At 55.2% G+C, this 19092-nt stretch carries 19 protein-coding genes; 7 read left to right on the top strand and 12 right to left on the bottom strand.

Features of this window, described 5'->3' with window-relative positions; all coding sequences use genetic code 11:
• Positions 1–67: 67 nt before the first annotated feature.
• Positions 68–2248 carry a type I secretion system permease/ATPase gene (locus tag M2422_RS03950; protein ID WP_064672468.1) on the top strand — a complete coding sequence of 727 codons (2181 nt, stop codon included), beginning with the start codon at positions 68–70 and terminating at the stop codon, positions 2246–2248.
• Positions 2245–3420, top strand: a complete 1176-nt coding sequence (locus M2422_RS03945) for an HlyD family type I secretion periplasmic adaptor subunit (protein WP_029740549.1) — start codon at positions 2245–2247, stop codon at positions 3418–3420. Before M2422_RS03950 ends, M2422_RS03945 begins: the two co-directional genes overlap by 4 nt.
• 35 nt (positions 3421–3455) lie before the next feature.
• On the opposite strand, the gene M2422_RS03940 is transcribed toward M2422_RS03945, so the two are convergent.
• Entirely contained in the window at positions 3456–4340 is an 885-nt protein-coding gene (locus tag M2422_RS03940) for a hypothetical protein (RefSeq protein ID WP_033145482.1), read from the bottom strand.
• Positions 4341–4616: 276 nt separating this feature from the next.
• Here M2422_RS03940 and M2422_RS03935 point away from each other — a divergent pair, with 276 nt between their 5' ends.
• Entirely contained in the window at positions 4617–6080 is a 1464-nt protein-coding gene (locus M2422_RS03935; protein ID WP_064672469.1) for an EAL domain-containing protein, read from the top strand.
• 28 nt (positions 6081–6108) lie between these two features.
• Here the strand turns inward: M2422_RS03935 and M2422_RS03930 are convergent, their stop codons facing one another.
• The 3 genes from M2422_RS03930 to M2422_RS03920 all read right to left on the bottom strand — a co-directional run bounded on the left by M2422_RS03930 (position 6109) and on the right by M2422_RS03920 (position 7770).
• Positions 6109–6381: a YqjD family protein gene (locus M2422_RS03930; protein ID WP_023311651.1), complete on the bottom strand. Its 273-nt coding sequence runs from the start codon at positions 6379–6381 to the stop codon at positions 6109–6111.
• Positions 6382–6500: 119 nt separating this feature from the next.
• Positions 6501–7169, bottom strand: a complete 669-nt coding sequence (locus tag M2422_RS03925; RefSeq protein WP_023311652.1) for an epoxyqueuosine reductase QueH — start codon at positions 7167–7169, stop codon at positions 6501–6503.
• A gap of 124 nt (positions 7170–7293) precedes the next feature.
• Positions 7294–7770 carry a GNAT family N-acetyltransferase gene (locus M2422_RS03920; RefSeq protein ID WP_064672470.1) on the bottom strand — a complete coding sequence of 159 codons (477 nt, stop codon included), beginning with the start codon at positions 7768–7770 and terminating at the stop codon, positions 7294–7296.
• A gap of 89 nt (positions 7771–7859) precedes the next feature.
• Here M2422_RS03920 and M2422_RS03915 point away from each other — a divergent pair, with 89 nt between their 5' ends.
• The gene (locus M2422_RS03915; protein ID WP_064672471.1) at positions 7860–8822 is read left to right on the top strand and encodes a LysR family transcriptional regulator; all 963 of its coding nucleotides are present in this window, start codon (positions 7860–7862) and stop codon (positions 8820–8822) included.
• On the opposite strand, the gene M2422_RS03910 is transcribed toward M2422_RS03915, so the two are convergent.
• The 7 genes from M2422_RS03910 to M2422_RS03880 form a co-directional block, all read right to left on the bottom strand.
• Entirely contained in the window at positions 8777–8992 is a 216-nt protein-coding gene (locus M2422_RS03910; RefSeq protein WP_024908393.1) for a helix-turn-helix transcriptional regulator, read from the bottom strand. The genes M2422_RS03915 and M2422_RS03910 overlap by 46 nt on opposite strands.
• Positions 8993–8994: 2 nt before the next feature.
• Entirely contained in the window at positions 8995–9528 is a 534-nt protein-coding gene (locus M2422_RS03905; RefSeq protein ID WP_096149881.1) for a DUF2975 domain-containing protein, read from the bottom strand.
• Between the two features lie 25 nt (positions 9529–9553).
• Positions 9554–9901, bottom strand: coding sequence for a hypothetical protein (locus M2422_RS03900; RefSeq protein ID WP_048978814.1), 348 nt, complete (start codon positions 9899–9901; stop codon positions 9554–9556).
• On the bottom strand, positions 9888–11003 hold the full coding sequence (locus M2422_RS03895) for a serine hydrolase (protein WP_058840632.1): 1116 nt from the start codon (positions 11001–11003) through the stop codon (positions 9888–9890). The genes M2422_RS03900 and M2422_RS03895 overlap by 14 nt, the downstream gene beginning before the upstream one ends.
• 10 nt (positions 11004–11013) lie before the next feature.
• Positions 11014–11820 (bottom strand): MipA/OmpV family protein, encoded by an 807-nt coding sequence (locus tag M2422_RS03890; RefSeq protein ID WP_048978812.1) that lies wholly within the window; start codon positions 11818–11820, stop codon positions 11014–11016.
• Between the two features lie 320 nt (positions 11821–12140).
• The gene (locus tag M2422_RS03885) at positions 12141–12644 is read right to left on the bottom strand and encodes a YbjP/YqhG family protein (protein ID WP_047061850.1); all 504 of its coding nucleotides are present in this window, start codon (positions 12642–12644) and stop codon (positions 12141–12143) included.
• A complete protein-coding gene (locus M2422_RS03880) occupies positions 12644–13012 on the bottom strand; it encodes an NlpC/P60 family protein (protein ID WP_073000557.1) in 369 nt (122 codons plus the stop codon). The genes M2422_RS03885 and M2422_RS03880 overlap by 1 nt, the downstream gene beginning before the upstream one ends.
• Before the next feature lie 229 nt (positions 13013–13241).
• Here M2422_RS03880 and M2422_RS03875 point away from each other — a divergent pair, with 229 nt between their 5' ends.
• The 3 genes from M2422_RS03875 (at position 13242) to M2422_RS03865 (ending at position 16519) form a co-directional block, all read left to right on the top strand.
• A complete protein-coding gene (locus M2422_RS03875) occupies positions 13242–13517 on the top strand; it encodes a metal/formaldehyde-sensitive transcriptional repressor (protein ID WP_003857256.1) in 276 nt (91 codons plus the stop codon).
• 31 nt (positions 13518–13548) lie between these two features.
• Positions 13549–14667, top strand: coding sequence for an S-(hydroxymethyl)glutathione dehydrogenase/class III alcohol dehydrogenase (locus tag M2422_RS03870; protein WP_064672938.1), 1119 nt, complete (start codon positions 13549–13551; stop codon positions 14665–14667).
• 160 nt (positions 14668–14827) lie between these two features.
• A complete protein-coding gene (locus M2422_RS03865; protein ID WP_064672474.1) occupies positions 14828–16519 on the top strand; it encodes a methyl-accepting chemotaxis protein in 1692 nt (563 codons plus the stop codon).
• An 89-nt stretch (positions 16520–16608) separates the two neighbouring features.
• On the opposite strand, the gene M2422_RS03860 is transcribed toward M2422_RS03865, so the two are convergent.
• The gene (locus M2422_RS03860; protein WP_064672475.1) at positions 16609–18990 is read right to left on the bottom strand and encodes a glucose/quinate/shikimate family membrane-bound PQQ-dependent dehydrogenase; all 2382 of its coding nucleotides are present in this window, start codon (positions 18988–18990) and stop codon (positions 16609–16611) included.
• Positions 18991–19092 lie beyond the last annotated feature (102 nt).

The raw sequence follows: 19092 nt of genomic DNA, 5'->3' as shown, positions 1-19092 counted from the left end.
ATTTTTAATCATTCCGTAAAGGTATCATTTCAGTGCGAAATTACCGCTCTGGACAGGACGTAGCATTATGAAGACACATCCACAGTACGAACCCTGGCTGCAGGGCATGCTCATCATCGCGAAACACTACCGGCTGGACTTTTCGGCGGAGCATGTTCGGGTCACGATTAACCATGAAAGCCAGTCTCCGCGCCAGCTGGTGCTGGAGGAGATGGCGCGCCAGCTTGGGCTGGGGATGCGTATGGTGGCGGCTGAAGCGGTATCCCTCGATCCGTGGCGCCTGCCGCTGCTGGCGGAATTCACCGGCGGACAAATCGCGGTCATTAACCGCATGGACAGCGAAGGCAACGTCAGCCTGCAGTTTAGCGGCGACGCGGGGCTGGAGACGACGCTGACGCGTGACGAACTCGGGGCGCGGTTAAAGGGGCTGATGGTGTTGCGCCCGCTCGAATCCACGCCGGATGCCCGCGTGGACGACTACATCAAACCCTATGAGAAAAACTGGTTCTGGCAGCTGGCGCTGAAGGACTGGCGACGCTATAGCGACATTATGCTGGTGGCGCTGGTGGCCAACGTGCTGGCGCTCTCCGGCATGGTCTTCTCCATGCAGGTGTACGACAGGGTGGTGCCATCGCAGTCGGAAGCCACGCTGTGGGTGCTGTTTGGCGGCGTGATGATCGCCATCGTGTTCGAATTCATCATGCGCATGCTGCGCGTGCATATTTCTGACGTGGTGGGGAAACGCGCCGACCTGCGCATCTCTGAACGCGTGTTTGCCCACGCGCTGCGGATTAAAAACGGCGCGCGCTCCAAATCAACCGGATCCTTTATCGCCCAGATCCGCGAGCTGGAGTCGGTGCGCGAGCTCATTACCTCGACCACCATTGCGGCGATTTCCGATCTGCCGTTCTTCCTGCTGTTCGTCTTTATTCTGTGGATGATTGGCGGGCCGCTGGTGCTGGTGGTCCTGCTCGCCGTGCCGCTGCTGCTCATCCCCGGCCTGCTGGTGCAGCGCCCGCTGGGGAAACTCTCCAGCGAAGGGATGCGTGAATCCGCCATCCGTAACGCCACGCTGGTGGAAGCGGTGCAGGGCATTGAAGACATCAAGCTGATGCGCGCCGAGCAGCGTTTCCAGAACCAGTGGAATAACACCAACGACGTTGCCGCCAGCGTCGGCATGAAGCAGCGCTGGCTGACGGGCCTGCTGCTCACCTGGACGCAGGAGGTGCAGTCCATCGTCTACGCGGTGGTACTGCTGGTGGGCTGTTACCTGGTCATCAGCGGCGACATGACTACCGGTGCGCTGGTGGGAACCTCGATTCTGGCGTCGCGCACCATCGCGCCGCTGTCGCAGATCTCAGGCGTGCTGTCGCGCTGGCAGTCGGCAAAGGTGGCCCGCAAGGGGCTGGACGACCTGATGCAGCGCCCGATTGACGATCCGCAGCACGGCAAGAAGGTGCACAAAGCCCACCTGCGCGGCGACTATGCGCTTGAGGACGTCGGGTTTTATTACGACGAGGAAGAAAAACTCACCGTGCTCAACATCAGCAAGCTGCAGATCCGCGCCGGAGAGCGCGTGGCGGTGCTTGGGCGCAACGGCTCCGGTAAAAGCACGCTGCTGCAGCTGCTGGCGGGCATGCAGGAGCCGCAGCAGGGCAGCATCCTGCTCGACGATATCGCCCTCAATCATCTGGACCCGGCCGACCTGCGTCGCGACATGCAGCTGCTCAGCCAGCAGGCCCGGCTGTTCTTTGGCTCCGTGCGGGACAACATCCTGATGGGGAACCCGTTAGCCACCGACGATGAGATTCATCAGGCGCTGGTTAACAGCGGCGCGCTGGAGTTTGTGCGCAAGCAGAAAATGGGGCTGAACTACATCATCAACGAGGGCGGGGCTGGCCTCTCCGGCGGCCAGCGTCAGGCGCTGCTGCTGGCGCGAGCCCTGATTACTTCGCCGAATATCCTGCTGCTGGACGAGCCTACCGCCTGGCTGGACGAAATGAGCGAGAAGCAGTTTATTCAGCATCTTCACAAATGGCTGGGTAAACGCCGGACGCTGGTGGTGGCGACGCATCGCCTGCCGATTCTGGACCTGGTCGACCGCATCATCGTGCTGGAAAACGGCAAGGTGGTGATGGACGGCCCGCGCGATGCGATCCTGCACCAGCACGGCATGGCGCCGCAGAAAGCCGCGCAGCGCACCGTGACCATGAAGCCGGCGGCGGTTGCAGAGGAGGGCGCGGCATGAATGATTTCTCTCGTTTCAATAGCCGACTGAAGGAGCCGCGCCTGCCGCGCTCGTCGCTGGTGGCATGGTCCCTGTTCGCCCTGCTGGCGGTGTTTATCGCCTGGGCAAGCCTGTTCCATCTGGATGAAGTGACGACCGGCAGCGGCAAGGTCATACCGTCTTCGCATGAGCAGGTCATCCAGTCTCTGGAAGGCGGCATCATTCACAGCCTGATGGTGCGCGAAGGCGACATCGTGGAACGCGGGCAGCAGCTCGCGCAGCTTGACCGGACAAAAACCGAGTCGAGCGTGCTGGAGAGCGAGTCTCGTCTGAATGCGGCGCTGGCAACCGCTGCGCGCCTGAAGGCCGAAGTGAACGACACGGAGCTCGCGTTTCCGGAGGAGCTGGATGACGACGTTGAGCTGGTCAAACAGGAAACGGCGCTCTACCAGTCCCGTCGTGAAAGCCTCGAAAAAGGGCTGGCCGGGTTGCGTCAGGGTGCCGAGCTGGTGCAGCGCGAGCTGTCGTTAACCCGTCCTCTGGTGACCCAGGGAGCGGCCAGCAAGGTTGAGGTGTTACGTCTTGAGCGTCAAAAAAATGAGCTTGAGAATAAAATCACCGAGATGAAAAACCAGTATTACGTTCGCGCCCGTGAGGAGCTGGCGAAAGCCAATGCGGAGATTGAGGCCCAGCGTTCGGTGATGAAAGGGCGTGAGGACTCCCTGACCCGACTGACCTTCAATGCCCCGGTTCGCGGGATCGTGAAGGATATTGACGTCACGACCGTGGGAGGCGTTATTCCGCCGAACGGCAAGCTGATGAGCCTTGTCCCGCTTGACGATCAGATGGTGGTCGAAGCGAAAATCTCGCCGCGCGATGTGGCGTTTATTCATCCCGGCCAGAAAGCGCTGGTGAAAATTACGGCCTATGACTACTCCATTTACGGCGGGCTGGAAGGGGAAGTGACCATGATTTCGCCGGACACCCTGCAGGATGAGGTGAAAAGGGATGTCTATTACTATCGCGTCTATATCCGTACCGACAGTAACCATCTGACCAATAAGCAGGGTCAGGAATTTCCGGTCTTTCCGGGCATGATTGCCACCGTTGATATTAAAACCGGCAGTAAAACCATTCTGGATTATCTATTGAAACCGCTGAACAAGGCAAAAGAGGCGCTGCGGGAACGATAGGGAAATGGCGTTCGGAACTCCGAACGCCTGCTGGATTATACGGTTGACGTCACGTTGTGAGCGTGGCGTCGCTCTTTAGGCACAACGTTGATGTAATGCGTAACATACGCAAAATATAAACCGGCATAATTTTCGACAAGGTCGATAAACGCCGGGTATATCGACATCCGACCATCACCACGATCTTTAAGATAACCCGCCTCTTGTGCCGACTTGACAATTCGGTTGACGTGGATGCGCGAAACAAAAAATTCCTTTGCGAGCGTGCTGGCTGAATAGTCAATGACCGCACCGTGAGCGGATTTATTTTTCATGGCCTGCAGATAGATATAAAGCATAATCATGCGGCCGCCATCTTTATCAATAAATAACCCCACCTCAGGTAACACCTTTCTGAACGTTAATCCCCGGAAAAGATATTCAGCCGCGCGGCGGAAAAAGTTGTTTCTCAAAATATCATTATCCAGCAGGTTAACATTAATATTAAATGCCGGATAAAGAATGCTGACGGGCAAAAAAGCGCCGGACATATAGCGCTTAAGTTCATTGAGTCCTTTTTCGGTTGGCGCGATTCTCGTTTTGCGTCGGTCATCCGTGCAGCGCCAGGTCCTGATGCGCCCGGTGGTTCTCAGTATCGTAATGATCGCAATCACGCTGTTGGGGCTGGCTATTTTATAGCGAGAGCATAACTCTTTAATCTCTGAAACTGACTCGGCCTGATTTCCAAAAATAAAACAACACATGGAGAGGATAATGTTAAACCGTGATTCCTGCAGCATTGTCTTGTAGAACAAAGGTTGTTTTTTGTAGATGGTGTCATTAATTGTGTAGTGCTCTAATATTGCCTCACCGAATCGCGGATTGTTCTTTATAACATCCCTTCGATGTAGCAAGGCCCTGGATGAGATGTGATTATCCATAGCATTTTTCTCGTATTTGAATGAGCCGATAGATGAAGTGTCCACTCTTCTTTTTCGGAATTTTCATTATACCCTGAGAATAAGATATTTGCCGTTGTTATTTGCAAAGAAAAGTATATTTAAACGACGGTGATTAACGCAAAGATGTTCCTGTGAGTTCAGCGGATAACTGTTTCTTACCCTGAGGCTGTACTGTAAAATTAATGTTTATAACAGGTGCGTTAAATTTTACGTATTCACAAATGGAAATGGCGCCTCAGTGCCCAGGAGCAGTTTATGACCCACACAATTTCTCTCAGAAATGAGGCGTGCGATGAACATAAATTTGTCATCTCCGCCTGCGGTTTTACGTTCCAGGGATATCGTCTGATCCTTAACCAGTACGGAATACAGGCTTCGCATATTCACTTTGACGGGGATGAGGTATCCCAACAGGATCTTGAAAATATCCTTATAAATCAGAGTGCTCATATTGTGGTGTTTCTCGGAAAAGGTATCGTCAGTCTCCTGGAGAGCCTGAAGAGACTGGCGTCCGTACTCAATGCACTTCCCGTTATTCGACGCGTCACCCTGTATGGCGACCTGCCGGATAGCTGGCTATATCGCACCCTGGGCACTCTTTTAAATAATAGTTATCAATTATCGTTGATTCGACTGGCCCGCGTTTCAGATGTCATAACCTGTATTCATACACACCATAATGTTTTTAAAGATCGTTCGTACGTATTACGCGATCGCTACAAGGATAATTCTTCGCAAGAAACCGTAAAGTGGCTAACAAAAAGAGAAATTGACGTTTTATTAAATTTCTACCGCGGCATGTCCGTAAAAGAAATGTGCGACGAAATGGGGCTTTCTAATAAAACGGTTTATACCCACCGTAAGGAAGGCGTGCTGAAATTACGCTTAATTAAGCGGTGGCTAAACGATTCGCACAATTTCAGCGCGGAAAGACGTATCAAGCGGCGGAGCCAAAATACGGATTTTACGGATAAAGAATCAGAAATTTTTAATGCATTATATAAAAAAGAGATCTTCCCCGCTTATCAGATCATTACCGATCGTGACAAAAAGGGCGTAGGCTTTGAGATACTGATCCGCTGGAATAAAAACGGTAAAATTGTCAAGCCGGCCAGTTTTCTCACGGATATTTCAAATCATGAGATATGGTTGAAAATAACGGCGTTAGTCATCCATGCCGCCGTGTCAGGGATTAATAAGTATAATGGAAAATACTATTTTTCTGTAAATATTCCGCCTCGTCTGGCTTCCGGAAATGCATTGCCTGATATGGCAAAGAAAGCTATCGACATGCTGCTCAAGCCGCAGTGGGCCGAAAAGCTGGTCTTTGAATTTGCTGAAGATATTGACGTGACGAAGGACAAAAGGATCCCTGAAACCATGCGGCATTTGCGTAATACGGGGTGTCGATTATTTCTGGATGACTGCTTCTCTAACCATCAAACCATGTTCCCGGTGCGGCAGGTGCATTTTGATGGACTCAAGCTGGATCGCGACATCGTTGAGCATTTTGTGGCAAACGACAATGACTATAACCTGATTAAAGCGATACAGATTTATAGCGACATGACCGGAACGGACTGTATTGCCGAGGGGGTTGATAGTGAAGAAAAGTTTGAAAAATTAGTCGCGCTGGGCGTCAAAAATTTTCAGGGGTATTATTTATCGCGCGCAGTGAAAGAGGAAGAGTTAGACCGCATGGTCAGAATGTTTAGCTAAGAAAAATAAAGCCCCGAAGGGCCTTTTATTATTTTCGACCGAGCAGCAGGCCGAGAACAATACCGACCGCACCCGCTGCGACGAGGCCGGTAAGGGGATTATTTCTGACAGCTTCAGTAACGTCGGAAACGGCATCGCTGGCCTGCGCGGCATATTTTTTGGCCGCACCTTTTACCTGATGCTTTGGTGAATCAACGAATTCACCAAACTGCTGCTGCGCGGAACCTGCAAGCTCGTCAAATTTATTTTTTGCTTTATCTTCAGCAAACTGGGTGTTTTTATCAGTACCGAAATCAGACATTTTTGCCTCCTTTTGTTGATTATTAAAGGATAGCCGCTCTTTGTGGATGTGGGAGACGTTAGGCTAAATTCGGTACATATCAGGGGTGTTTTCGGATATATCTCTATACCGGGAACCCGTTATTTCTCATTGTCATCCTGACCGTAATACAGTTTCCCTATGCGAATCAGCGGGCGGCCCTGAGACTTACGATGCAGGTTACTGTCCCTGAGCGAATAAACGCACCCGCAGTATTCCTGCTGGTAAAACTGCTCCCGCTTGCTGATCTCAATCATGCGAGAGGAGCCGCCCTGTTTACGCCAGTTATAGTCCCAGTAAACCATACCCGGATAGCGCGCGGCAGCACGCTGGCCGCAGTCATTTATCTGCTGCATGTTTTTCCAGCGGGAGATCCCCAGCGAGCTGCTGATGACGCTGAATCCATTTTCTGCCGCATAGAGCGCCGTACGCTCGAAACGCATATCGAAGCACATGGTGCAGCGGACGCCGCGCTCGGGTTCCCATTCCATGCCTTTCGCGCGCTCAAACCAGTTATCTGTATCGTAATCGGCATCAACAAACGGCACGCCGTGTTTTTCCGCAAAGCGAATATTCTCCTCCTTACGAATGAGGTATTCCTTTTGTGGATGGATATTGGGGTTGTAGAAGAAAATCGTGTAGTCAATCCCCGAAGCCTGGATAGCCTCCATCACTTCACCCGAGCAGGGGGCGCAGCAGGAGTGCAACAGCAGCCTGTCGGCACCGTCTGGCAGGGAAAGTTGTGGGCGGATAAAAGGGGCTGTCGTCATGGCGTTCTGCAATATGTTTATGAAATTTATGGAAGGGTAGCATAAATTCATCATCTGTTGAGGCGGGATCAAGGCAGGTCAGAGCGACCCCGCGGGGCGGGATCTTCTCGGGTACCACGTGTTGCTATTCGGCAAATTTCAGCAGCGCGTCGCCATCAAGACGATAGCGAACCCATTCGGACTGCGGCAGCGCGCCTATGCTCAGGTAAAAATCAATGGCGGGCTGGTTCCAGTCCAGCACGCTCCATTCAAGGCGGCCGCACTGCCGTTTTACCGCGAGCTGAGCGATATGTTTCAGCAGCGCTCTTCCCGCGCCTTTACCGCGATACTCCGGGGATACGTACAGGTCTTCCATATAAATCCCGTTGCGTCCGAGCCAGGTCGAATAGCTGGTGAAGAACACGGCATAGCCGGCAGTCTTGCCTTCACACTCCGCGATCAACGCTTCGGTTTTTGTGCCTGTGCCAAAGAGCGTTTCGCGGATTTCCTCCGGCGTGGTAACCACTTCTTCCGGCGCTTTTTCATACACCGCCAGCTCGTAGATCATGGCGTATATTGCCGCCGCATCTTCGGGGCGGGCCTGACGAATGGTGATGCTCATTGTTTTTCCTGTGTTTTAGCCTGTGTACGATTGATGGCGTTAAGCATACGGAGTATTGTCCGAAGAATTAAGTGCAATGAAATCAACAAATGATGAATATTATGCATTCGGTACTGAGGCGTCTTGATTTAAACCTGCTGCCCGTTTTCGACTCGATTTACCGCCATCGTTCCGTTCGGCTGGCCGCTGACGAGCTGGCGATGAGCACATCGGCACTGAGCCATGCGCTGTCGCGTTTGCGCATCACCCTTAATGACCCGCTCTTTTTTCGGGAAGGGCATCGCATGTCCCCCAGCGTGTATGCCTCTCAGCTTGCGCCTTCCATTGCTTCCGCATTGTCGTTCCTCAATCATGAGCTGACCCCGCAGCCGGAGTTTGACCCGGCCAGCAGTACCGAAAGCCTACAAATTGGGATTACGGACTTTACCGCGCTGTGCATTTTCCCGGCGCTGATGCACAAACTGCAGCTTGCGGCCCCGGGTTTGCGTTTCGAATTGCGCTATCTGCCGCACAGCCCGGCGCTGACGGAACTGCTGGCGGGCGAAGTGGATCTCGCGCTGGGGTTCAGCACTCAGGATGATATCCGGCACCCGGAACTGGAAGAGATCGCCTGGTTTGAAGATGAGTATGTGGTCATCAGCAACGCGCGGCGGACGCGTCTGACGCTGGAGGAGTATCTCGCGGCCCGACACCTGGTGGTGACGCCATGGAATGAGAAGCAGGGCGTTCTGGACGTGCGGCTCGAACAGCTGGGCTATACCCGACAAATCGCGATCAAAACGCCGTCGATGCTCAGCGCGCCGTTTATCGTTGCCGAAAGCGACCTGCTGATGGCGATCCCCCGTTTTGCCGCTGAGAAGCTGGCTGCGGCAGCGGACCTGAGGATTTTTCCTTTACCGTTTTCGATACGCACGTTTGAAGTGAAAATTTACTCGCATAAACGCAGCGGCCAGCGGGGGGCGACCCGCTGGCTTAAGGAGGAGCTGCAAACGCTGGCGCAGGCGCTTCATTCCGGGCTGTCCGGCTCCCAGGAAAGGATGTCGCCGGGTTGACACTGCAGCGCTTCGCAAATTTTCGCCAGCGTATCAAAACGTATCCCTTTAACCTTGCCGGACTTGAGCAGCGACAGGTTTTGCTCCGTGATCCCCACAAAGGCAGCCAGGGCTCTGGACGTCATTTTCTTTTCTACCAGCATTTTGTCCAGATGAACCACGACAGCCATAATCAGATGAACTCCTTATTTTCTTCTTCCGCTTTGATCCCTTCGACCAGGGAGTGAAACGTTACCAGCAGCAAACCGCCGGTTAATAACAGAACAAAATCCCCAAGCAAAAGGGTGACCTGGTAGTAATGTCCCGGCCACGCGATCGTGAGAGGGATCAAAAAGCGACAGACCGGCAGCGCGATCCCAAGGCTTAGCATTGCGATTGCAATGTTGCGAACGCTGTTCGCCAGGGCCCGGGAGAGGATCTGCTTTTGACGAACCTGTCGCGTGACGCTCATTCCCTGCCAGATAGCGAAGGCAAAAAGCCCCGCCGGGAGATAAAGGATCGCCAGCAGGAGTATCTGGCGTAGCGGCGAAACCGTCGAAACCGCCAGATCGTCATTCTGAACCTCAGCGAGCTTTAGCAGAGTGGAAATGAAAAACGACTCGCCGGTGAAATAAATCCACAAAGGGGTGATTAAAACCAGGATGAGAAATAGCGGCAGCACCCCTGCGATGAGCACCAGACTGAGTTTATCCCTCGCACCATTCACGTCGAACCTTCCTGAATATTTCATATTATTTTAAGACCAGCATGCTCAAGCATGACATAAGCATCAGCGCGATGGCAATCTTGCCACCGTTCAGACAGTTAGCGCCGCGTTTCATCCACGGTTTTGGCCACACGTGATACACGCTAATGGCGAGATAAGAGGCCTGAATCACCCAGGTGAGCATTCTGAAAAAGTAACCTGAACTGTTCAGATGGGTGATGGTCTGCATCATCTCCATGCTATAGAGAATGATTCCGACGGTCAGCATTGTGTTCACCAGCCGAAGTTTATACCGCGCGGCCCAGGCTCCGCACGTAAACAGCAGGGCCGAGACGAAGGTCAGTATCGCCCAGAGAATATCAATCCAGTTCATGATGCGCCTCTGCTGCCTGATATGGCTGGGCTAACAGCAGCCGTATGGCCGGGACAACCACCGGCCACGCGGTGTCGGAAAGGATCACCACGGCGCTTTTACGCTGTCGGTCGAAGGCAATAGCGGAAGCAAACCCTGACGATTCACCATCATGCCAGGTGATATCGCGCCCCTGAATGCGCGTGGTGAACCAGCCATAGCCTACGCGTGAATCGGGATCGTCAGTCGCAAACTGTGGCGTCATTGCGTCGCTCCATGCGAGCTTTCCTTCCAGCAGCGACTGCGCGTAATGGGCCATGTCGACAATGGTTGAGCGCACGCCTGCGGCAGGGGCAAACGCGTGCATGACCCACGGCGCTTCGCTCAGGCCGGAAGCGGACCGACCGCGGCTGAATGCGAAAGAGGCGGGCGTCGTATCGCTGGCGACGACGGAGTCTGTCATATGCGCCTGAGCGAAAATTCGCGTTTGCAGGAGATGAGCAAAAGATTGATGCGATGCACGCGCCAGCGCCAGTCCCAGCAGCGCGTAGCCGGTGTTGGAATAGTCAAATTCAGCCGGGCGTTCGACGCTGGCTTTATTCACCATCTCTATTAATGTCTCCTCATCGAAGTTCCAGATATTGTCACGCAGGATGATGCTTTTAATGACCTGAACTTTCTCGGGTAACGACGTCGCCAGCGGCGGCAGGCCGGAGCGGTGCGAAGCCAGCTGCGCCAGGGTAATATCGCTCGCCAGGCCCGCTATCTCCGGAATAAGTTCACCGACGCGGGTTTGTGGCGCCGCTTCGCCGCGTCGCTGCGCCTCAATCAGCAGGCTGCTGGTCATGGTTTTGGTCAGGCTGGCGATTTCATACTGTTTCGTAAAATCGCTGTCCCACAGAGCGTACTGCACGCCTTTCGGCGTAATGAATGCGACGGCAACGCTGCCTCGCGCACCGCTGAGTAATGGCGTCAGGAACGAGACTATGGTTGCATCTCCCGTCTGGCGCGGGGACGGAGTGCTGACGCCCGGCTGCAGGTAGATGCCTGCAGCAATCAGCGACACAAAAACCACCCCTGCGGCTAAGAGTCGCCTGCGGCTGTACACATACCGTTTATTCATGGTTTTCGCCTCAGAACTCGTACTGGATCATGGATGACAGGGTGTACTGTATGCGGCTTTTCACCAGCGGGCTCTGACCCGCTTCATCAATCAGACAGGCTGCGCGGCCGGCCACCCCAGCCGCCAGATTTTCGCTGATGTGCCAGACCAGTTCGCTATCGACCCCAGCTTCCTGCAAACCCGATGAGGGTGAATATGCCTCAAACCCAGTGCGCTGAGACTGGTTCGCGGTGACGCCATAATGGCGCTGCTGATAGCCGCCGTTCGCCCAGGTGATGTCACCTGCGACCGAAAACTCGACGTCCTGCCCGCGCCAGAGGGTGGACTTTACGCCGCTGTTCACGGTCCTCGCCTGCGGCTGCGTCTCGCCACCGTACCGGTGTTTTTGCGTTGCGCTTAACGCCCGCAGCCATATCGTCCAGTCCTCGCGGTGATAACGCATCTCCGCGCCAGCCATCAGCATGTCGGACATATCGCCCATTCCCTGCAGGTCGCGGTTTTTTCGGGCGGAGAAGGGATAGTTAACTGTCTCTTTTCGCCCCTCATCAGAGGCCAGCAGCAGGCTCACGGCAAACGGGGCGTCGGGGCTATATGTCCATGCAAGACCTTCCGTAGAGAGATCCCACTGCCCATAGTCTTTACTCTTCAGACTCAGGCCGCCTTTAAGTAGCGGCCCGGGCGCGTAATGCTGCGATCCCGAATAAACGGGGCTGACCGCGACGCCCAGTCCCGCGTAACCGGACAGATCCGCACTGCGTGCGGGGGCGCAAAGCGCGATCCCCGCGAGCGAAACGCCATACAGCAGACTTCTTTTCATTCGATGCCTCTCCTGGCAAAGGGTAAGTTGAAGTGCGTGCAGGCTAGCCTGGGGATTATCGTAAAACAATAAACATTTATTGTTTTACACTAAAATTGGTAGGGTTGTTCAAGCGCTCACGATAAAAAGAGATGCGGCCGGGGAGGAAAGTACAATATCGTAACTCTATGATTAAACGTGTAGTTCGCAGGAACACCGTCGCGACAGGACGATAAATGATTGATGACATTCGTTGTGAACAAGGGCTCGTCAATGCCGGGTAAATTATGAAAACACAAATGCCAGGACATATGTCCTGGCATGACACAAGAAAAGAGAGATTAGGGGGACGTTATACTTGCGGCATATCGTTGTGCGGCAGCAATCGCCCTGTCGTCAAAAATATACTGTTCAAAATGATGGCTCGCATCGGTGACGCGATATATTTTCCACTTACCGTCTTCATTGCGCAGATACACGTTTAACTGCAGCTTCTGCTCATGACCCACACCCAGCTCGACGTTAACAAGTTTTCCGGACGCAGAGTTTATCGCGTTGCTTACGCTTAGGTCAGGGATCCACTCCGCGGCATAGTCTTGCGTATAGGTAAAATAGTCGGAACCGATAATTTCCTGCTCATAGAGAGAGAAAATTCTCTGCAGTCGGAAGAGCGTGTCTCGCGCGATATACTCACGCATTTTTGGGGAATCGAGATTATCTTCTTTGCTGTCTGTAACGAAAGCCGTGAGGTAAAACGTATAAAAGTCATGAGTGCGTTTTTCCGGCGTATCCATCTGTGTTGCACATCCTGTCAGTAACAGGCACATCAAAAGAACGTTACGCATCAGCTTTTCCTGTAAATTTTATAAGCAGGGCGTGCGGAGCGATATCCCGGACCACCCCACATATCTCTTTGTCTGAAATCAGAGTACCAGGTTGTACCGTCATAAATCGCCATGTGACCTGCCGGATTTCCTCCCTCATAGGGCTGAATAACAACCACATCGCCTTCCTGTAATGTTTCACCTTGCCCTAAAACTCTGAAACCTGCTCGTTCAAGGTTACTGCCATAGTCTTTTGCATTGGGTGCATTTCCAATATCCACGCCACCTGCTCGTATTGCCTTGCGAGTAAATTCACCACAGCGTTTTTGCGATGAAATGCCGGCACTCTGGCGTGCATGCAGGGCCGCAGCGTGTTTGTTCCATGCCATGTGTTAACTCCTGTTGTATATGAAATCGTCACTAAACAACGGGATCTTCAATTCGGTTAGGCAAATAATGTTATTAAAAAATTATATATTTCATATGGTTATATATTTTTAGGTTTCATTCTCTTGCTTGATGATATGCGGTAGATACGCTGATTTTGCAACGGAAATAGAAGGTTTACATCGCCAGGTAAGTAAAATACCATACCCCCCTATAGTATCAGGAGGGCGTATGCCACATTCACCCGAAGATAAAAAACGTATTCTTACTCGCGTCCGCCGCATTCGGGGTCAGGTTGATGCCCTTGAACGCGCGCTGGAGTCGGGCGACCCCTGTCTGGCCATCCTGCAGCAAATCGCCGCCGTGCGCGGGGCTGCCAATGGCCTGATGGGCGAAATGGTTGAAATTCACCTCAAAGATGAGCTGGTGACGGGGGAAACCACGCCGGATCAGCGAGCCGTACGCATGGCAGAAGTCGGCCATTTGCTGCGCTCTTATCTAAAATAAACCCACACACCTGACAAAAAGGGAAGACATGATGAAATCTCGCGCTGCAGTTGCATTTGGTCCCGGCCAGCCGCTGAAAATCGTTGAAATCGACGTGGCACCGCCGAAGAAAGGCGAAGTGCTGATCAAAATCACCCATACCGGCGTGTGCCATACCGATGCGTTTACGCTCTCCGGTGACGATCCGGAAGGCGTCTTCCCGGCGGTGCTGGGTCATGAAGGCGGCGGGATTGTGGTGGAAGTGGGCGAGGGCGTGACCAGCCTGAAGCCTGGCGATCACGTTATCCCGCTGTACACGGCGGAGTGCGGCGAGTGTAAGTTCTGTAAATCCGGTAAAACCAACCTCTGCCAGGCGGTTCGCGCCACTCAGGGGAAAGGGCTGATGCCGGACGGCACCACCCGTTTCTCCTATAACGGCGAGCCTGTTTATCACTACATGGGCACCAGCACCTTCAGCGAGTACACCGTATGCGCGGAAATTTCCCTGGCGAAGGTGAACCCGCAGGCGCCGCTGGATAAAGTCTGCCTGCTGGGCTGCGGCGTGACCACCGGTATCGGCGCGGTGCATAACACGGCAAAAGTCAAAGAGGGCGACACCGTTGCGGTGTTCGGTCTCGGCGGCATTGGTCTGGCGGTCATTCAGGGCGCGGTGCAGGCGAAAGCCGGTCGTATCATCGCGGTCGACACCAACCCGGAGAAATTCAGGCTGGCGGGTGAAATGGGCGCGACCGATTTCGTTAACCCGAAGGATCACGAAAAACCGATTCAGGATGTCATCGTTGAGATGACCGACGGCGGCGTTGACTTCAGCTTCGAATGTATCGGCAACGTGAACGTGATGCGTTCCGCGCTGGAGTGCTGCCACAAAGGCTGGGGCGAGAGCATCATCATTGGCGTGGCCGGCGCGGGCCAGGAGATTAAAACCCGTCCATTCCAGCTGGTCACCGGGCGCGTGTGGCGCGGTTCCGCGTTTGGCGGCGTGAAGGGCCGTACCCAGCTTCCGGGTATGGTTGAAGATGCCATGGCCGGCAAGATTCAGCTCGACCCGTTCATTACCCACCGTTTGCCGCTGGAGCAGATCAACGACGCGTTCGATCTGATGCACGAAGGAAAATCCATCCGTACCGTCATTCATTTCGGCGACAAGTAGCTCTTCTGCCAGCGGTTTTTCACCGCTGGCGTTTCTTTAATAATCTTCTCTAAAGTGTGACCAGTGCGGCGTTTTTAGCCGTAATCTAAATCTCTGCCGTGCCGATGACTATTTAACAGGCGTGTTTTTACGCATCTTACCTACAAGAGAGTCGACGGTCATGGACAACACTACTTCGATGCAGGCGCAGCGCAAGCTGGGCTTCTTGCATCACATCAGGCTGGTTCCGCTGTTTTCCTCCATTCTCGGTGGCATTATTCTTCTGTTCGCCTTGAGCTCGGGTCTGGCGGGGTATTTCCTGCTGCAGGCCGATAACGATCAGCAGGATGTCACATCCGAAATTCAGGTGCGTATGGGGCTGTCGAACAGCTCAAACCATCTGCGAACCGCGCGTATCAACCTGATCCACGCCGGTGCGGCAAGCCGTATCGCGGAGATGGATGCGATGAAGCAGAACATCAGCGAGGCTGAAAAGCGTATTAAGCAGTCCCAGGAGAGCTTTACCGCCTATATGAATCGTGCCGTGCGCACCGCTGAGGGCGCAGCGCTGGATGAGGATCTCAAGGCGCGGTACGACGCCTATATTGCGGGCATGCAGCCGATGGTGAAATTCGCCAAAAACGGCATGTTCGAAGCGATTATCAACCACGAAAACGAAACGGCGCGTCCGCTGGATGACGCTTACAACGCCGTGCTGCTGAAGGCGATTAAGATCCGTACCGAGCGTGCCAATGCGCTGACGGCGCAGGCGCACAGCCGCACGCAGCTGGGCCTGATGTTTATGGTGGGCGCGTTTGCGCTGGCGCTGGTGCTGACGGCGATGACCTTTGTCGTGCTCCGCCGCACGGTAATCAATCCTTTGCAGCGTGCAGCGAAACGTATCGAGAATATCGCCAAAGGCGACCTGACGATGCCGGACGACGTGGCCGGGCGCAGCGAAATTGGCCGCCTGACGCGCGATCTGCAAACCATGCAGCACTCGCTTGAAAACACCGTAGGCACCGTACGTCAGGGGGCGGAGGAGATCTACCGCGGCACGAGCGAGATTTCCGCCGGTAACACCGATCTCTCTTCGCGCACCGAGCAGCAGGCCGCCGCCATTGAGCAAACCGCTGCAAGCATGGAACAGCTTACCGCGACGGTGAAACAGAACGCCGATAACGCCCATCATGCCAGCAAGCTTGCGGAAGATGCCTCCGGGAAAGCCAGCCGCGGCGGCCAGATGGTCTCAGGCGTGGTCAAAACCATGGGCAATATCTCCACCAGTTCGAAAAAAATCTCCGAGATCACCGCCGTCATCAACAGCATTGCGTTCCAGACCAATATCCTGGCGCTTAACGCGGCGGTAGAAGCGGCGCGGGCGGGCGAGCAGGGGCGCGGTTTTGCCGTGGTGGCAAGCGAAGTCCGAACCCTTGCAAGCCGCAGTGCGAATGCCGCAAAAGAGATCGAAAGCCTGATTAACGAATCGGTGTCGCTGATCGACCAGGGCTCCGGTGAGGTCGTGGCTGCCGGTAACACCATGAATGAAATCGTCGAAGCGGTTAAACGCGTGACCGACATCATGCTGGAGATTGCCGCCGCGTCCGATGAGCAGAGCCGCGGTATCGTGCAGGTGAGCCAGGCGATTTCTGAGATGGATAAAGTGACCCAGCAGAACGCCTCGCTGGTGGAAGAAGCCTCTGCGGCCGCCGCGTCTCTGGAAGAACAGGGCGCGCGTTTGACCGAGGCGGTCGGCGCGTTTCGTCTGAGCAGTACAAAGCCAGGCCGCGCGGTGATGTCTGCGCCAGTATCGAAGAACGCGCCGTTGCGTCCGGCGGCGACGGTTTCCGGGGATAACTGGGAGACGTTCTGAGTTGTCGGCAGTGTCGGGTGGCGCTTCGCTTACCCGACCTACAAAATCTGACCTACAAAAAAGGGACCTTTCGGTCCCTTTTTCACATCTTATTGCTTATCGGGTAACGCGTACGCGATAACGTAATCACCGCGATCCGGCGACTGTCGAGCGCCCCCGGCGTTGATGATGATGTACTGCTTACCGGTTTTCGGCGACACGTAGGTCATCGGGCCGGACTGGCTGCCGACCGGCAGACGGTCTTTCCAGATCTCTTTCCCGGTGGCGGTATCAAACGCGCGCAGATAGAAATCCTGCGTGCCGGCGAAGAACAGCAGGCCGGACTGGGTAGAGAGTGATGCGCCCAGCGTCGGCATGCCGATTGGGATTGGCATGTGCATACGAATGCCCAGCGGGCCGGTATCTTCCACCGTGCCAACAGGCACCTGCCACACCAGCTTGCCGGTTTTCAGGTCAACGGCCGACATGGTGCCAAACGGCGGCTTCTGGCACGGAATGCCCAGCGGCGACAGGAAGCGTTCGCGCATCGCGCCGAACGGCGTGCCGTCCATCGGTACGATGCCCATCTCGATGCCGCTGGCGTTTTTCGCCACGTTAGCGCGCGGCACCATGTAGTTTGCCAGGCCCAGGCGCATATCGTTGACGAACATCAGGCTGTTGTTCGGGTCAACGGAGACGCTGCCCCAGTTCATCCCGCCGAGAGAGCCAGGGAACTGCAGGGAACGGTCGAGACCCGGCGGGGTGAAGACGCCCTGATGACGCATCTCTTTAAACTGAATACGGCACAGCAGCAGGTCGACAGGCGTCGCTCCCCACATGTCGGATTCGGTCAGCGTCTGGTTGCCAATCATCGGCATGCCCACGGAATACGGCTGGGTCGGAGAGTAGCGTTCACCTTCAACGTTACCCGCCGGGACAGGACGTTCTTCTACCTTCGCCACCGGCTTGCCGGTTTCGCGGTTAAGCATGAAGATCATGCCCTGCTTGCTGGTCTGCACCAGCACGGGCATGGTGCCGCCCTTACCGTCGGGCAGATCGTACAGCAGCGGCTGGGAAGGCAGGTCAAAGTCCCACAGGTCGTGATGGGTCGTCTGGAAATGCCAGCGCACCTGACCGGTGGTCGCGTCCACGGCGACGATGGAGGAGCTGTACTTATCGTCCAGCGCGGTACGTTCGCCCGCCCAGAAGTCCGGGGTGGCGTTGCCGGTTGGCAGGTAGATCAGGTTCAGCTTAGCGTCGTAGGACATTGCTGACCAGACGTTCGGCGTGCCGCGGGTGTAGGTCTGGCCTTCCGGCGGCAGGCCGGTCAGGTTCGGATTACCCGGATCCCACGCCCACGCCAGCTTACCGGTGTGCACGTCGTAGGCGCGCACCACGCCCGGCGGTTCGCCGGTGGAGTAGTTATCCGCGACGCGACCGCCGACGACAACCACATTGCCTGCGACCAGCGGCGTGGAGGTCTGCTGATAATACCCGGGCTTGATCTCGCCCATGCCGACGCTCAGATCCACGGTGCCATGGTCGCCGAAGTCTTCACAGACCTTGCCGTCATCCGCGTTGATGGCAATCAGGCGGGCGTCGGTGGTCGGCAGGAACAGGCGGCGAGGGCATGCCGCAGGCGGTGTCTCTGCCTGTGACGTTGTCACGCTGGAATGGTCTTCAAAATAGCCCAGACCGCGGCAGCGCTGCCAGTTAGGCGCCGTGGCTTTGGAATCGTAGCGCCATTTTTCTTTGCCGGAATCCACGTCCAGCGCCAGCACTTTACTGTACGGGGTACAGACGTACAGCGTGTCGCCAATCTGCAATGGCGTGTTCTGATCTTCCGCGCCGGAGCCGTTGCTCTGCGGAATATCGCCGGTGTGCGCAACCCACGCGACTTTCAGATCGCGGACGTTTTGCTTGTTAATCTGGTCCAGCGCGGCAAAACGGTCGCCGTGGGTGGTATTACCCCAGTGCGCCCAGTTCTTTTGCTGCTCGCCGGGGGCGACGGGTTTCACCGGAACGGGCTCGTTCGCTGCCACGAGGGTCTGCGGCTTAAACATCCAGCCCAGGCTGACCAGCATCGCCACCGCGAGCACGGCCGCGACGCCAAAAGCGGGAGCCTTGTTCGCGGCGCTGTGGTTTGCCGCGCGCAGGAAAGGCCAGACGATGGCGCAGAGGAAGGCCAGTACGGCAAAGGTAAACAGGCGAGAGAAGAGCGGCCAGAAATCCCAGCCCGCATCGCCTACCGCCCAGCACAGCGAGGCAATAAAGGCGATGCCGTAAAGCACGATCCCGCTGCTGCGATTGAGGAAAATCAGGATCGCGGCAATCACCATCACCACGCCCATTATCAGGAAGTATCCGCTTCCGCCTACGGTGACGAGCTTAAAGCCCAGCCCGCCGACTGCCAGACCGATGAGCAACATCAGTCCGGCAAGGAGCCACTGCAGGATACGCGGTATCCCACGTGGCGCGCTGCCAAATGCCATTTCTGTCTCCTTAAGATCCCCCCGCCGTGCTGGGTGTGTACCAGTTGGGTAATAAATGCGGAGGGAAGAATGATTAATACGGGTGAATTCGGGGTTGTAAAA

It is taken from the genome of Enterobacter sp. SLBN-59 (assembly GCF_024807915.1).
GTDB lineage: Bacteria > Pseudomonadota > Gammaproteobacteria > Enterobacterales > Enterobacteriaceae > Enterobacter > Enterobacter asburiae_B.
The sequence above is the reverse complement of the archived record's forward strand: the minus strand, read 5'-3'. Positions and strand labels throughout refer to the sequence as shown.

Excerpts from the sequence above, each read along its gene's own strand:
- M2422_RS03925 (WP_023311652.1), bottom strand. The coding sequence starts at position 7,169 with ATGACGACAGCCCCTTTTATCCGCCCACAACTTTCCCTGCCAGACGGT.
- M2422_RS03875 (WP_003857256.1), top strand. The coding sequence starts at position 13,242 with ATGCCACATTCACCCGAAGATAAAAAACGTATTCTTACTCGCGTCCGC.
- M2422_RS03890 (WP_048978812.1), bottom strand. The coding sequence starts at position 11,820 with ATGAAAAGAAGTCTGCTGTATGGCGTTTCGCTCGCGGGGATCGCGCTT.
- M2422_RS03870 (WP_064672938.1), top strand. The coding sequence starts at position 13,549 with ATGAAATCTCGCGCTGCAGTTGCATTTGGTCCCGGCCAGCCGCTGAAA.
- M2422_RS03860 (WP_064672475.1), bottom strand. The coding sequence starts at position 18,990 with ATGGCATTTGGCAGCGCGCCACGTGGGATACCGCGTATCCTGCAGTGG.
- M2422_RS03910 (WP_024908393.1), bottom strand. The coding sequence starts at position 8,992 with ATGGCTGTCGTGGTTCATCTGGACAAAATGCTGGTAGAAAAGAAAATG.
- M2422_RS03950 (WP_064672468.1), top strand. The coding sequence starts at position 68 with ATGAAGACACATCCACAGTACGAACCCTGGCTGCAGGGCATGCTCATC.
- M2422_RS03915 (WP_064672471.1), top strand. The coding sequence starts at position 7,860 with ATGATGAATATTATGCATTCGGTACTGAGGCGTCTTGATTTAAACCTG.
- M2422_RS03930 (WP_023311651.1), bottom strand. The coding sequence starts at position 6,381 with ATGTCTGATTTCGGTACTGATAAAAACACCCAGTTTGCTGAAGATAAA.
- M2422_RS03935 (WP_064672469.1), top strand. The coding sequence starts at position 4,617 with ATGACCCACACAATTTCTCTCAGAAATGAGGCGTGCGATGAACATAAA.
- M2422_RS03945 (WP_029740549.1), top strand. The coding sequence starts at position 2,245 with ATGAATGATTTCTCTCGTTTCAATAGCCGACTGAAGGAGCCGCGCCTG.
- M2422_RS03895 (WP_058840632.1), bottom strand. The coding sequence starts at position 11,003 with ATGAATAAACGGTATGTGTACAGCCGCAGGCGACTCTTAGCCGCAGGG.
- M2422_RS03865 (WP_064672474.1), top strand. The coding sequence starts at position 14,828 with ATGGACAACACTACTTCGATGCAGGCGCAGCGCAAGCTGGGCTTCTTG.
- M2422_RS03940 (WP_033145482.1), bottom strand. The coding sequence starts at position 4,340 with ATGGATAATCACATCTCATCCAGGGCCTTGCTACATCGAAGGGATGTT.
- M2422_RS03920 (WP_064672470.1), bottom strand. The coding sequence starts at position 7,770 with ATGAGCATCACCATTCGTCAGGCCCGCCCCGAAGATGCGGCGGCAATA.
- M2422_RS03880 (WP_073000557.1), bottom strand. The coding sequence starts at position 13,012 with ATGGCATGGAACAAACACGCTGCGGCCCTGCATGCACGCCAGAGTGCC.
- M2422_RS03885 (WP_047061850.1), bottom strand. The coding sequence starts at position 12,644 with ATGCGTAACGTTCTTTTGATGTGCCTGTTACTGACAGGATGTGCAACA.
- M2422_RS03900 (WP_048978814.1), bottom strand. The coding sequence starts at position 9,901 with ATGAACTGGATTGATATTCTCTGGGCGATACTGACCTTCGTCTCGGCC.